Source organism: Insulibacter thermoxylanivorax, assembly GCF_015472005.1.
In the GTDB taxonomy this organism is placed as follows: Bacteria; Bacillota; Bacilli; order Paenibacillales; family DA-C8; genus Insulibacter; species Insulibacter thermoxylanivorax.
Window position 1 is genome coordinate 1 of record NZ_BMAQ01000010.1, and the last position, 12,542, is coordinate 12,542.

Here is a 12,542-nt window from a genome sequence, read left to right on the forward strand (position 1 = left end):
CTCTCCTGGTTCACCCGGCTCGCCCGGTTGACCCGGATCTGGACTGCCGGGACCGTCCGGCGCCTCGCCGATCAGCAGCCATACTTCATGCGTACCCGGCTCCTGACCTTGTGTCCACCATCTTGCTTCCCAGATGTAACCATTGTGGACGACGCGCTCACCCGGATTGTAAGGTCTGATCGCAAACCAGTCACGAATCTCACCGAAGCGGTTTGGATCCCCAGGGAAGCCTGGTTCAGGTTTCGAAGGATACGCAGGATTGATAGTGAGATTGACGTCCATCACTTGATAGAATGCGTTCGGCGTATCGAAGATATCCCATACTCCGACGATGACATGATAGCCCTCGCGATCGTTCGGAATGAAGCAATCGTGGTACACATCCATCGGCGGAAGGGCACTGTTGTCCTCGTATCTGCAGAACAATTCAAGATCTGAACGCTTCAAGGGCTCGTTCGGATCCCAGCCCTCTCTCGTAATATAGTAATCCCAGTAGTCCGTGCTGTGGTTAGCGACCATTCGCCAATGGAAGGTATAAGGTCCGCCTGTCATCTCGACCTTATGCCAGCGATCAAAGGACTGCTCGTCCAATTCTAGGAAAACGGAACCGCTTGCAATCTGACCATCGGGTACACCGCCGTTAGGGAAATTCCCGGGGCCTTCGATGCTCCACGGCTCATACATCACTCGCCCGCAATCCGTATTGATCCCCCTGTAGCAGAGATCGGAGCGGCTGTCCATAATCCAGCCATGCGCGCTCGCGCGATCTGCCGTCAGGATGGAACAGATGATGATCAATAACAACGTACCTGCAATGAATAATAACGCCTTGGGTATAGAAAGCTTTCTAGTTTCTAAAACTTGATCCGCCGTCATCGTATTTCCTCCTCTTCAATCTTTGCTTTCTCAGATCATTCCTGCCCTTACCGATCCGCTTCCCTTCAACTGCCGAAAGCCATTCCCCCTTTCCTAAAGCTGGGTACAGGCAGGGTTGATTATCTAATCATTAATACGAATGTGTATCTTAGAATTAGGGGGTCATCACAAATAATTTTTTTCAGCATTTATAGGTTGCTATGCAACTCATATCCCTTACCCTCTCGACCGCAGAATACAAAAAAAAGCACTCCCCGCCTTTAACCTGCGAGAAGTGCTTTGGTTCGATGTCATGCAGCCGTCCACGTTCGATGCGGCTCACCCCTCCGCGCGTTTGCGCCCATAGAATCTCCTGTGCAGTTCACGGATCTCTTCCGTAAATTCCGGTACAGGACCGATGATTTCTGTCTCGGTGATCACTTCTTGGATCAGCAATGTCCGCACCCGCGGCGGCTTGACTCCGAACTCCTGCAGCCATTCCGCCAATTGGCTGGAGGAAGCAGCATAGACGATCCTGCCAAGTTTAACCCAGCCGTGAGCTGCAGCACACATCGGACAATGTTCACCGGATGTATAAACGGTCGTTTGTGCACGTTCCTCCGGACTCAGGTGATTGGCTGCCCATCGCGCCAGTTCGAATTCCGGATGCCGCGTATGATCCCCGCTGGCCACGCGATTATGATCCTCCATCAGGACCTCTCCGCCGGCCGATACCAATACCGAACCAAAAAGGTTCATGTTGACTTATCTAAGGGACCCGGCGGAGATCGAGCATTCCGATTACATCAAATATACGTTTTATGAACTTGACGCGAATCATCAACCGCGTTCTGTTGGATCTGTTAGGGGAACAAGCAATTGGAATCTTAACTTGCCGGACTATACCAAACAGTTAGGTTATGGTACGAGTAAATTATTCGAGAAAGAGAAGAAGATGACTCCAGAAGATTTTGCCGGTTCTTACTTGGAAATCGAATGGACGAATCATCGCGGTGAACTTAATAAAGATATTATTCATCTTGAGATATATGAAGTGATTCAGAACCCCAATACAAAGCATTAAGCTGACCCTTGCGGATCAGCCGGCCTCCATAACACAAGAAGCCGACCCAAAGGTCGACTTCTTCTATGGAGCCAAGGGGGATCGAACCCCTGACCTCATCACTGCCAGCGATGCGCTCTCCCAGCTGAGCTATGGCCCCACGGTATGGAATTCTGAATCAAACATTATTGATTATATATCATCTCGCCAAACTTATCAAGCGTTTAACGGCCTATAATATGTGGCAAACCAATGACATTGGATATGCAATTCTCAATGAATATCAGTAGTCAATCTTGACTATTCAATAATGATTATAATAAACTAAGAACCGACATATGAGAAAGGTCACATGATCCCAAACGAAATTATGCCGAACTACAAATAGAAAGGGGAATAACTTGGAACGCGAATTATTGGTCCTGGGGCTGCTCATGTCACAAAGCCAGCATGGCTATCAGATCAACGAGTTCATTGACCGCAATCTAGGTCGGGTCTCCAATATGAAAAAAGCAACAGCTTATGCCATCTTGAAGCGTTTGGAGAAAGAAGGCAAAGTGGTCTCCACTGTCAGCCAAGAGGGCAACAGGCCGAAGAAGCAAGTCTATACGATTACTGAACAAGGCAGAGAAGCCTTTCGAACCTTGCTGCGACGTATACTTACGAGCCCTGAAATGACGGTTCCTGAAGGCAATATTGGGATCATGTTCCTGGATTATTTGTCTTTAGCTGACGTTGTGGAGTGTCTGAATCAAAGGCTGCACAAGATCGAAGAGAAGTTAAAGGTCTACGCCAACATACCGAAACATAGTAATCAGCATGGATTAGGCGTGGACTTGGCCATTGACCATCGCATAACGCTGATGACCGCAGATCGAGATTGGCTTCTTAGAACCATCGATATACTGCGTCAGAAGATGACGAACGCATGATGCTGCGCATCGCTTTTTCAATCATTTTTCTCGCTAACACTGATAACAAAAATACAGGAGGTAAAGTCGATGTATAATTGGATGTTTTTTATTCACTTGGCCAGCTTGGCGACTTGGTTTGGAGTCACGTTGATGGGGATGATCATGCTGCTTTCCGTAAAGAGCAAACTCGCTGAGAATCATGCGAGCCTTTCTTCAGTAACTTTGTCCGTGCTGAGAAATATCAATCGCATTACACATCCAGCAGCTTTTTTGGTGCTGGCAAGCGGTCTTTACATGATCATGCAGTGGAACCGTGACGGCATGCCGTTCTGGCTGGCATTTATGGAACAAGCCGGCGGGCTGGTTATCATTCTATTCATGATTCTGTTGTCGATATTTGGAGCTAGAATGAAGAAGAGTTTGGCGGGAAGCAACGGCGCTGCAGCTGCAAAGAGCATCAGCATCTATGCGTGGGTGGCGGCAATCTTCTTGCTGGCGATTCTGGTTGTCACTCTGGTCGTAAGTCTAAAGCTGTAATGTTACATGTTACAACCACAACTCCTTACCGGGTTTGTGGTTGTTTGATTCCATATAAAGAACAGCAGCTCTCGATGCAAAGTCACTGGACTTGAATGGTGAGCCAGCTTTTTTATACGAATTTTAGGATAAAACCCTATAACGTATGCGCCAAAATTAGCGTTTTGTACGATTTTTAGCACAAAGTTCAACAGTTTACTGTCCATCGGGCTGCTTTTATACGAAATTTCGGATAAAACTTCCAATTGGGCAACTTCAACGTTGACTTTTATCCGATTTTTAGGTCATAAATCCCCAGAGTCCACAGAACACCCTTCAGAAACCTTCCGATCACTGGACAGAATCCTCGACTATTCCCATAATGGGAATGGGAGGAGAGTCAAGATGTCGATATTAAAAAATGATTGGGCTGATATCCTAAATGAAGAATTCGAAAAACCTTACTACCAGCAATTAAGAAAATTCCTCATTCACGAGTACCGGACACAAACGGTCTATCCTAATATGTATGATATCTTCAATGCCCTGCATTATACGCCGTACTCCAAAGTGAAAGCTGTGATCCTCGGACAAGATCCGTATCACGGTCCAGGACAAGCCCATGGGCTCAGTTTCTCCGTTCAGCCGGGAGTCGCACCGCCTCCTTCCCTGCAGAATATCTTCAAAGAATTGCATGATGACTTGGGCTGTACGATACCGAATCATGGATGCCTCGTTCATTGGGCGGAACAAGGGGTGCTGCTGCTGAACACCGTATTAACCGTCCGCGCCCACTCGCCCAATTCCCATCGTGACCGAGGCTGGGAGCAATTCACCGACCGGATCATTCAGGCGCTTAACGATAAGGAGCATCCCGTGGTGTTCTTCCTGTGGGGAAGCCATGCGCAGAAGAAAGCTGCGCTCATCACCAACCCGCATCATCTGCTGATTCGTTCACCGCATCCAAGTCCGCTGTCCGCTTACAGAGGATTCTTCGGCAGCCGGCCGTTCTCCAAAGCGAATCAATTCCTAAGATCCGTCGGTCTTGAAGAGATCGATTGGCAGCTGCCGCTGGATCCCCCCGCTGCTGTTCAGCAACCGGGAAGAAGGTCTGGAACCTGAAAAGCGATATTGAAAAAGGCACCCTGTTGCTTACGGAACAGAGGTGCCTTATTTCATGCTTTTGCCCGGTTATCCGCAGGTTAACGGAACAAGGATCACTTATTGCTTCAAAACAAGCGCCATTCCCATCATTCAGTCGAACATAACGAATCTCAGTTCCCTTAGGAACGAGAAAAGGCTGTTTTCGGCTAAATAGCGGATTGGTGTTCCGTTAAGGTCGATAAGTTCGTAATAATCAACCTGAAAACGGGGCATGCTGATGTTAATGTGATGGTAACGATTATTCCTCTTGGGCTTCGTCTTCATCCTTCGTTTCATCATAACCGCTTCGAGACAGCAAAGCTTTGAGTTCTTTCATGAACATATTAATGTCCTTGAATTGCCGGTACACGGAAGCAAATCGAACATAAGCCACTTCATCCACCGGATACAACTGTTCCATCACGAGTTCTCCGATCATCCGGCTGTCGATCTCCGTGTTCGCAGTATTCCGCAGCTGTTGTTCTACCTCCGAAACGATGCGTTCCAACCGTTCCACGGATACGGGACGCTTCTCACATGCTCTCAGCAAACCGCGTAAGATTTTGTCCCGATTGAACTCCTCGCGGCTGCCATCCTTCTTAATCACGACCAAAGGCGTCTCCTCAACCATCTCAAACGTCGTAAAGCGCTTCGCACAGAGCTCGCATTCACGCCGTCTGCGAATCGAACGGTTATCATTCGCCGGGCGCGAATCCAGCACTTTCGTTCCGAAATGATCGCAAAATGGGCATCTCATAACCTCACCACCATCCATACATTACCTGAATACGGGGCCATACACCGCTGCATAATAGGATTACACTCAACAAGGAGGTGAACATTCAATGGCTCAAGGACAATCTCGCAGCAGCAACGTACTTGTCGTACCACAAGCTACTGCAGCACTGGACCAATTAAAATATGAAGTTGCTCAAGAGTTGGGTATTCAAATTCCTCAAGACGGTTATATGGGTCACATGGCGACTCGCGACACAGGTGCAATCGGAGGCCACATCACGCGTCGTCTTGTTCAAATCGCAGAGCAACAATTAGCTGGACAATTTAAATAATCATGAATCATAAAGGGTCCAGACAGCTTAGCTGTCTGGGCTCTGCTGATGTATAGAAGATGTACAGGTTTTGCTGCGGATCTTGCTGAACTTGCTGGCATACAGACCATAACATTACAGACCTGTGCTTGCCGGCAGCCGAACGCCGCAACAATCACTGCATTTTCCATCATTGTTCCCTGGATTCATCAGACTCATAACCTATAAGATCATTATACAGGTTGGAATATTTTTTGTAATAATAATTGACTCTCTGTACATAATTCCGCGTCTCTTGATAGGGGATTCGGTCACTGGTGGTCAGCCTGCCGTCCCAGATCCCCGACTGCAGCCAGTTCTGCACAGCCCCTTGTCCAGCATTGTAGGATGCGGCGATGGTCGCCAAGCGATCGCGATCCTCATCCATGCCCATGCGTTCAAAATAAGGAGCAAAGAAATCCTCAAGATAACGTATGTACCACGTTCCCATGCGAATATTCAGAGTTGGAACCGTTAACAAATCCGGAGAAGATTCAGAAAACTCCGATCCCTGCTCGGCGATCCAGCGGGCCGTTTCCGGCATGATCTGCATCATTCCGGTAGCGCCTTTGTGAGAAACCCTGTCGGAACGAAAATTGCTTTCCACCCGTATGATCGCAGCGATCCAATATGGATTCACATCATATTGTTTGGAACTGCTGATGATCTCCTCCTGATAATGCAGGGGATAGATCAGCCGGCCGATCCTGTCAGCATTCAGGAATCCAATGATCAATACTAGAATAATGACGAACGCATAGTAACGTTTCTTGCGAATGTTTCTCATCGCAAACCCTTTCTCTTCATAAATTGATCCAGCTGTTCTGCCGTCGCCTCCAAGTCTTGGCTGTTATCGATGACGATGTCCGCAAGCCGCCGCTTGTCCTCTATAGGCATCTGAGCGCGGATCCTGGCCATCGCTTCTTTCTCCGTCAGACCATCCCGCTTCATCAGACGTTCCAGCTGAAGGCTCATCGGTACGTAGACAACCATCACTTCTGGGAACATATGCTGCAGGTTTGATTCATATAACAGCGGAATATCCGCAACGATCAGCCGTTCAGGATGCCGGCTCTCGAATTCCGAGATTCTTCTCTGCATCTCAGCTCGAATCGGCGGATGCATGATTTTATTCAATCTTAACCTCTTATGTTCATCTGCGAAGATCATCGCACCGAGAAGTTTGCGGTCCAATGTGCCGTCTTCACGGATCAGATCCGCTCCGAATTCCTCGGCGATGGTCTGAAGTACAGGGCTTCCCGGCATCACAATTTCCCGGGAAATTCGATCGGCATCGACAATGATCGCCCCTCGTTCCTCCAACATGCGGCTTACGGTGCTCTTCCCGCTGGCTATACCGCCTGTAAGACCTATAATCATCGCTCCTACACCTCATTGCAACAATTTCGACAATCCCAATACGATTAGTATAATGCCTGGAAGAAAGGTCAGCCTGCCCAGCCACGCGATGTGCGACGCCAGATTCCCCGTGTCGATGCCCAGGCGCAGGAACACGGAACTAAACACGGCGATAACGGATGCGGTCAGCCAGGGGGATAATCCGATAAATACCGCACCAATCCCTGCTCCGAAGGCGTCCAGAGAAAGAGCCGTGCCAAGCAGCGCCGCTTCACCGGGTGAGATCGTACCGGACCGATCCCTGTCCGCACTGGAAGGCGTGCGCAGGATCTCGATGACGATGCCCAGCCTTCTCAACTCAAGATGCAGTACTTTACGCGGTTCCAGTGATTCGGGCAGGGAGAGCTCCGCAGACTCTGTACTGCACTCGGGCAGTTCACCATCCTCAAATGCCAAATTATCATCTCGGTCATTGCCTTGGCACCGCCGCTGTCGCCAGATCTGGACGAATGCCCACAGCCCGATGCAGATCAGGATCATACCGCCGATCCAACCCGCATACCTCTCCGGGATATAAGGGATTAAGAGTCCGCCAAGCAGCATCGACAGCAGGATCATTAGACCGGAACAACAGCCGATGATCAGGATCGATGCGCCCGGTATCTTGATCTGACGCATCCCGTAATTCAATCCGACGCCAAAACTATCCAAACTCACGGCACATGCCAACAGGATAATCGATACATAGGGCAGCATGGTCTTCCCTCCCGATGTCTAGATATTCAACATCATATGAGGGAAGAGCGCATGGGTGCGCATCTTAGGATGTGCTTTTGTGACTTTAAAGGTCCGCAGGCGTCTAAATCAAGGGCGCCTTAAGTCTTTAATGCTTATCTGGCGAGCCGCTTCTTCCTGCGCTGGCAATTCGGGCAGTAGTGCGTTCCGCGGCCGGCAACGGTTATCTTGCGAATCCGCTTGCCGCAGCGCATGCAGGGTTCATCTTCGCGTCCGTAGGCAGCCAGTTGCTGCTGGAACATCCCCATCTCACCTTGGCCGTTGACATAGGATTTGATCGAGCTGCCGCCCTGCTTCACCGCTTCCTGCAACACATGGATAATCGCTTCGTGCAGCCGTTTCCACTCAGGCCGGGTAAGACTATCCGCTGTGCGCTCAGGATGGATGCGGGCCGCGAACAACGCTTCATCCGCATAGATATTGCCGATGCCGACGACATAGAGCTGGCTAAGCAGCAGGGATTTGATCTTCCCTTTGCGATGAGCAAGTACGGCGCGGAAGCGCTCCAAGGTAAAGTCCTCATCAAGGGGCTCCAAGCCCAGCTTGTTCAGCGGGGGATTCACCCATTCCTCCCCCGGCAGGAACAGATGCATTGTGCCGAACTGGCGCACATCTTTGTAACGAAGCTCCGTCCCATCAGTGAAGTGGAAGATCACATGAGTGTGCTTCTCGACGGGATCATCGGAGCGAAACACCCCATAGCGGCCCTCCATGCGGAGATGGGAGACGAGCACCAGCCCGTCCAGGAGAAGACGGAGAAATTTGCCGCGCCGGGCAACCCCCTCGAAGGTGTGCCCTTCCAGCATCGCTGCGAAGACTTCGGGGTCTGCCGGACGCTGAATGATCCGCGGCAGATGAACTGACACACGCTCGATCTTCTTGCCTATGATCAGCTCATTCAACGTTCGCTTGACCGTCTCCACCTCCGGCAATTCCGGCATTGCATCCACCTCCTTCTTCAAACGACCAACATTATGATTTCACGTTCAGCGGCCAACTTTTTAGCATCAACTTCCGCATCAATTCTATTATCACTTTCTTCTTCAACATCTGCATTACGTCATGTAAACCGCATCCCCCGAGCACTTTCTCAAGAGGCTTCCGGCGAATCGCTTCCAACGAATCAATTCAAGGGATCATTTGCTTCAGATCATTTCGCTTCGTACCAGTCCGTTCCCCAGCTTACTTCCGCTTTCAGCGGCACATCGAGTGCAATGGCATTTTCCATCACTTCCGGGACAAGCTGTTTCATCACCTCGAGCTCCTCCGGCGGTACTTCGAAGACCAATTCGTCATGCACTTGCAGCAGCATGCGGCTTCGCAGGCCCTCATCGGTCATCCGTTCGGCTAATTTCACCATCGCCAGCTTGATGATATCCGCTGCTGTTCCTTGGATCGGTGTATTCATCGCCGTGCGTTCCGCAAAGGAGCGGCGATTGTAGTTCGAAGCATTGATCTCCGGCAGGTAGCGTCTCCGGTTGAGCAGCGTGGAAACATACCCGTCTTGTTTCGCCGACTTCACGATCTCATCCATGTACCGTCGTACGCCTTGGAAGACATTGAAGTAGGCTTCGATGAAGGCAGCGGCTTCCTTGCGCGGGATATGCAAGTTCTGCGACAAGCCATAATCGCTGATTCCGTATACGATGCCGAAGTTAACCGCCTTCGCCTGCCGGCGCATATTGGCATCCACTTCATCGGCGGCCACGCCGAAGACATCCATCGCCGTCTTCGTATGGATATCCATATTTTGACGGAAAGCTTCCATCAGCCTCTCGTCCTGCGAGATATGGGCTAGCACGCGCAGTTCGATCTGCGAATAGTCCGCCGCCAGGATATACCATCCTTCCTCTGAAGGCACGAAAGCCCGCCGGATCAGCCGTCCCTCCTCAAGGCGAATCGGGATATTCTGAAGGTTCGGATACTGGCTGCTGAGTCTTCCAGTGGCAGCGATGGTCTGGCGATAATACGTATGGATCTTGCCCGTCTCCGGACGAATCTCCTTCAACAGCCCTTCCACATAAGTCGATTGGAGCTTCGTCAGCTGGCGGTATTCCACGACCTTCGCGGCGATCTCATGGTATGGGGCGAGCCGTTCCAGCACCTCAACGTCCGTCGAATATCCCGTCTTGGTCTTCTTGATCACAGGCAGATTGAGCTTCTCGAACAAGATCTCCCCGAGCTGCTTCGGAGAGCCGATATTAAATTCCGTTCCCGCAAGATCATAGATCTCCTGTTCGATCTCCCTGATCCGCTCCTTCAGTTCCTCCCCGAAGCGTTCCAACTCCTCGCTTTTGACCTTGATGCCCGTCAGCTCCATCTCTGCGAGCACCCGCGACAGCTTCAGCTCCAAGTCATAATACAGCTCGTTCATGCCGGTCTTCTCCAGTTCATCATGCATCGGCTGCCGAAGCTGGGAGATCGCATATGCCTTGCGGCCCAGATATGAGCTGTAGACCTCCAGCTCCGGAATCCGGAACTTGGCGCCCTTGCCGAAGATCTCCTCGTCTTCAGGCAGCGTTGGCAGGCCGAAGCGCCGCATCAGATCCCCCAGGCTCTGATTCGACTGGGAAGGATCAAGGACATAGGCCGCGAGGTGTACATCGAAAGCTGTACCGCGCAGCTTGATGCCCTGCCAAGCCAGAGCCAGATGAACGCGGTGGGCATCATAGATCGTCTTCGCTGTCCCTTCATCTTCCAACCACTCTCTCAGAGGCCGTCCTTCCTCGCTCATCAGTGTCTCGAAGCCGACATACATCGCGCTGGCTTCGAAGGCAAAGGCGATGCCGAGCACTTCCCCGTGATGAGGGTTGTCGCCGAGGACTTCGACATGAACGGCACGAACCTCATCCAGCTTGCCCAGCAAGGCGCTAAGATCCTGTTCCTGCACAATCTGAACGGGAATCTCCAGCGTTTGCTCCGAAACTTGCGCGGATGCGGAGAGATTCAGCCGTTCTAACAGGGATTTAAACTCCAGTCGTTTGAACAGCGCGGCAGTTCTCTCCTCGTCGATGCCCTCGAACTTGAGATCATCCCAGGTAAGGGAGAGCGGCACCTCCCGATAGATCGTGGCCAGCTCCTTGCTAAGCCGTGCATCCTCCGCATGGGCAACAAGCCGTTCGCCCATCTTCCCCTTGATGCTTGGAGCATGTTCGAGGACGTTCTCGACGGAACCGTATTCATGCAGCAGCTTCAGCGCCGTCTTCTCGCCGATGCCCGGCACCCCCGGGATATTGTCCGAAGCATCGCCCATCAATCCCTTCATATCGATGATCTGCAGCGGCTTAAGCCCGTACTTCTCCTGAATCTGTTCAGGACCGTAAACCTCCATCTCACTGATTCCCCTGCGAATCGTCAGCGCGATCTTCACATGCTCCGATGCAAGCTGCAGCATATCCTTGTCGCCTGTGACAACCAAGGTCTCCATCTTCTCTTCATCCGCCATCCGTGTCAGCGTGCCGATGATATCGTCCGCCTCATATCCTTCAAGCTCGAACTGCTGAATATTGAAAGCCGCTACCAATTCCTTAATCAGCGGCCATTGTTCCGACAGTTCCGGCGGCGTCTTCGCCCGCCCGGCCTTGTATTCCTTATAATCGGCATGACGGAAGGTCACTTTCCCCGCATCGAAGGCGAATAGGAAATGCGTCGGCTTCTCTTCCTCCAACAGTTTGAGAAGCATCGTTGTCACGCCGTAAACGGCATTCGTATGAAGTCCTTCAGCATTGCTTAGCAGCGGCAACGCATAGAACGCCCGGTTTGCGATGCTGTTGCCGTCCACGATGATCAACTTGGACATCTTAACACCCCGTCCTATTCTTTACTAACTAGTCCCATCATAGCATAGCCGAAGCGCGGAAAAAACTTCACCGCCGAAGAAACTTTTAGCCCTTGCTTCTCCGCTCATCAAAACGCCGCCTAAAACTTGCCTAAGCTGCGCTTCGGTCAATCCCGATAACCATCCGCCCGCTGCAAGCATAGCCTATAACATATGAAGATATCTCGACACGCGGAATGTCATCCGAACGGGAGTTGATCGATGATGTACGCAGCTCTGCACCATAACAAAAAGGTCATCTTCTTCGATCTGCACGGTACGTTGATCACGAAGAAAATGACCCCCGACCAAGCGCTGCGAGCGGCCCTGCTGGACTATACCGATCGCTGGATATCAGAGGAGAAAGCCTCACTTATCAACAAAGCTTGCCGTATCTACCGCCACGCCCTCCGCCAATACAAACGCAAAGGAAAACCCGGACTCACCGAGCAGATGCGGATCGTCTGTCTGAAGCGGGCGCTGGCTAATCTGCCGATCGCCAAGGATGAGCTCACCCTGGCCCGGATCGATCAGAAAATCACCTGCCTGGCAAGCAGCCAAGAAGAGCACAGCAAACGGGTGGCCGCCGTGCTTCGTTCCCTGAGGCAGCGCTATCAGCTGGCCCTGATCACCAATGGGCAAGAGCCCCTGGTGCGCGCCCGCTTGAGGCGGAATCATCTGGCATCCGCTTTCTCTCCTGCTGCCGTCTTCGTCTCCTCCAGTCTGGGCAAGGGCAAAAGCAAACCCCATCCCGGCATCTACCGCCACGCCTTGGCCCGGATGCAAGTTCAGCCGGAACAAGCCCTGATGGTAGGAGATTCCTGGCGGCAGGATATCGAAGGAGCAACATCCTGCGGCATCGATGCCGTCTGGCTGAATCCATGGAATCGCCCCATCCCGCGGCCGATCACGGAAGCCCGGCTCTTGATGATCCGCGAGATCGATGAGCTGCTGGAGATTCTGTAAGCCTAGCTGTTATGTAACCAAAAGAA

13 protein-coding genes, 1 tRNA gene and 1 pseudogene are annotated in these 12,542 nt (G+C 51.4%); 6 read left to right on the forward strand and 9 right to left on the reverse strand.

Going from position 1 to position 12,542, the window contains the following annotated elements:
• Together PRECH8_RS06655 and PRECH8_RS06660 are read right to left on the reverse strand one after the other, a co-directional pair.
• Positions 1-876: lytic polysaccharide monooxygenase (locus tag PRECH8_RS06655; RefSeq protein WP_200966325.1), on the reverse strand; the 876-nt coding region annotated here is incomplete at its 3' end.
• 318 nt (positions 877-1,194) lie between these two features.
• A pseudogene (locus PRECH8_RS06660) lies at positions 1,195-1,605 on the reverse strand (nucleoside deaminase); the annotation flags it as partial.
• A 10-nt stretch (positions 1,606-1,615) separates the two neighbouring features.
• On the opposite strand from PRECH8_RS06660, the gene PRECH8_RS06665 reads away from it, so the two are divergent.
• Positions 1,616-1,939 carry a hypothetical protein gene (locus tag PRECH8_RS06665; RefSeq protein WP_207161778.1) on the forward strand — a complete coding sequence of 108 codons (324 nt, stop codon included), beginning with the start codon at positions 1,616-1,618 and terminating at the stop codon, positions 1,937-1,939.
• 66 nt (positions 1,940-2,005) lie between these two features.
• On the opposite strand, the gene PRECH8_RS06670 is transcribed toward PRECH8_RS06665, so the two are convergent.
• Positions 2,006-2,078, reverse strand: a tRNA-Ala gene (locus PRECH8_RS06670).
• Between the two features lie 241 nt (positions 2,079-2,319).
• On the opposite strand from PRECH8_RS06670, the gene PRECH8_RS06675 reads away from it, so the two are divergent.
• From PRECH8_RS06675 to PRECH8_RS06685, 3 genes are all read left to right on the forward strand, one after another.
• Positions 2,320-2,850 carry a PadR family transcriptional regulator gene (locus PRECH8_RS06675; protein ID WP_242457470.1) on the forward strand — a complete coding sequence of 177 codons (531 nt, stop codon included), beginning with the start codon at positions 2,320-2,322 and terminating at the stop codon, positions 2,848-2,850.
• Positions 2,851-2,919: 69 nt separating this feature from the next.
• Positions 2,920-3,369, forward strand: coding sequence for a hypothetical protein (locus PRECH8_RS06680; RefSeq protein ID WP_200966328.1), 450 nt, complete (start codon positions 2,920-2,922; stop codon positions 3,367-3,369).
• A 384-nt stretch (positions 3,370-3,753) separates the two neighbouring features.
• Positions 3,754-4,470: a uracil-DNA glycosylase gene (locus PRECH8_RS06685; RefSeq protein ID WP_200966329.1), complete on the forward strand. Its 717-nt coding sequence runs from the start codon at positions 3,754-3,756 to the stop codon at positions 4,468-4,470.
• Positions 4,471-4,750: 280 nt separating this feature from the next.
• Here the strand turns inward: PRECH8_RS06685 and nrdR are convergent, their stop codons facing one another.
• Positions 4,751-5,248, reverse strand: a complete 498-nt coding sequence (nrdR, locus tag PRECH8_RS06690; protein WP_200966330.1) for a transcriptional regulator NrdR — start codon at positions 5,246-5,248, stop codon at positions 4,751-4,753.
• An 88-nt stretch (positions 5,249-5,336) separates the two neighbouring features.
• Between nrdR and PRECH8_RS06695 the strand changes: the two genes are divergently transcribed.
• The gene (locus tag PRECH8_RS06695) at positions 5,337-5,561 is read left to right on the forward strand and encodes an alpha/beta-type small acid-soluble spore protein (RefSeq protein ID WP_200966331.1); all 225 of its coding nucleotides are present in this window, start codon (positions 5,337-5,339) and stop codon (positions 5,559-5,561) included.
• A 169-nt stretch (positions 5,562-5,730) separates the two neighbouring features.
• Here PRECH8_RS06695 and PRECH8_RS06700 read toward each other — a convergent pair whose 3' ends face one another.
• From PRECH8_RS06700 to polA, 5 genes are all read right to left on the reverse strand, one after another.
• Entirely contained in the window at positions 5,731-6,366 is a 636-nt protein-coding gene (locus tag PRECH8_RS06700; RefSeq protein WP_200966332.1) for a lytic transglycosylase domain-containing protein, read from the reverse strand.
• A complete protein-coding gene (gene coaE / locus PRECH8_RS06705) occupies positions 6,363-6,959 on the reverse strand; it encodes a dephospho-CoA kinase (protein WP_200966333.1) in 597 nt (198 codons plus the stop codon). Before coaE ends, PRECH8_RS06700 begins: the two co-directional genes overlap by 4 nt.
• A gap of 12 nt (positions 6,960-6,971) precedes the next feature.
• Positions 6,972-7,694 (reverse strand): MntP/YtaF family protein, encoded by a 723-nt coding sequence (locus PRECH8_RS06710; protein ID WP_200966334.1) that lies wholly within the window; start codon positions 7,692-7,694, stop codon positions 6,972-6,974.
• A gap of 134 nt (positions 7,695-7,828) precedes the next feature.
• Entirely contained in the window at positions 7,829-8,674 is an 846-nt protein-coding gene (mutM, locus tag PRECH8_RS06715; RefSeq protein WP_200966335.1) for a DNA-formamidopyrimidine glycosylase, read from the reverse strand.
• A gap of 209 nt (positions 8,675-8,883) precedes the next feature.
• A complete protein-coding gene (gene polA, locus PRECH8_RS06720; RefSeq protein WP_200966336.1) occupies positions 8,884-11,532 on the reverse strand; it encodes a DNA polymerase I in 2,649 nt (882 codons plus the stop codon).
• Positions 11,533-11,775: 243 nt separating this feature from the next.
• Here polA and PRECH8_RS06725 point away from each other — a divergent pair, with 243 nt between their 5' ends.
• Positions 11,776-12,516: an HAD family hydrolase gene (locus PRECH8_RS06725; protein ID WP_200966337.1), complete on the forward strand. Its 741-nt coding sequence runs from the start codon at positions 11,776-11,778 to the stop codon at positions 12,514-12,516.
• Positions 12,517-12,542: the final 26 nt, after the last annotated feature.

Excerpts from the sequence above, each read along its gene's own strand:
- PRECH8_RS06680 (WP_200966328.1), top strand. The coding sequence starts at position 2,920 with ATGTATAATTGGATGTTTTTTATTCACTTGGCCAGCTTGGCGACTTGG.
- PRECH8_RS06685 (WP_200966329.1), top strand. The coding sequence starts at position 3,754 with ATGTCGATATTAAAAAATGATTGGGCTGATATCCTAAATGAAGAATTC.
- nrdR (WP_200966330.1), bottom strand. The coding sequence starts at position 5,248 with ATGAGATGCCCATTTTGCGATCATTTCGGAACGAAAGTGCTGGATTCG.
- PRECH8_RS06695 (WP_200966331.1), top strand. The coding sequence starts at position 5,337 with ATGGCTCAAGGACAATCTCGCAGCAGCAACGTACTTGTCGTACCACAA.
- PRECH8_RS06700 (WP_200966332.1), bottom strand. The coding sequence starts at position 6,366 with ATGAGAAACATTCGCAAGAAACGTTACTATGCGTTCGTCATTATTCTA.
- coaE (WP_200966333.1), bottom strand. The coding sequence starts at position 6,959 with ATGATTATAGGTCTTACAGGCGGTATAGCCAGCGGGAAGAGCACCGTA.
- PRECH8_RS06710 (WP_200966334.1), bottom strand. The coding sequence starts at position 7,694 with ATGCTGCCCTATGTATCGATTATCCTGTTGGCATGTGCCGTGAGTTTG.
- mutM (WP_200966335.1), bottom strand. The coding sequence starts at position 8,674 with ATGCCGGAATTGCCGGAGGTGGAGACGGTCAAGCGAACGTTGAATGAG.
- polA (WP_200966336.1), bottom strand. The coding sequence starts at position 11,532 with ATGTCCAAGTTGATCATCGTGGACGGCAACAGCATCGCAAACCGGGCG.
- PRECH8_RS06725 (WP_200966337.1), top strand. The coding sequence starts at position 11,776 with ATGTACGCAGCTCTGCACCATAACAAAAAGGTCATCTTCTTCGATCTG.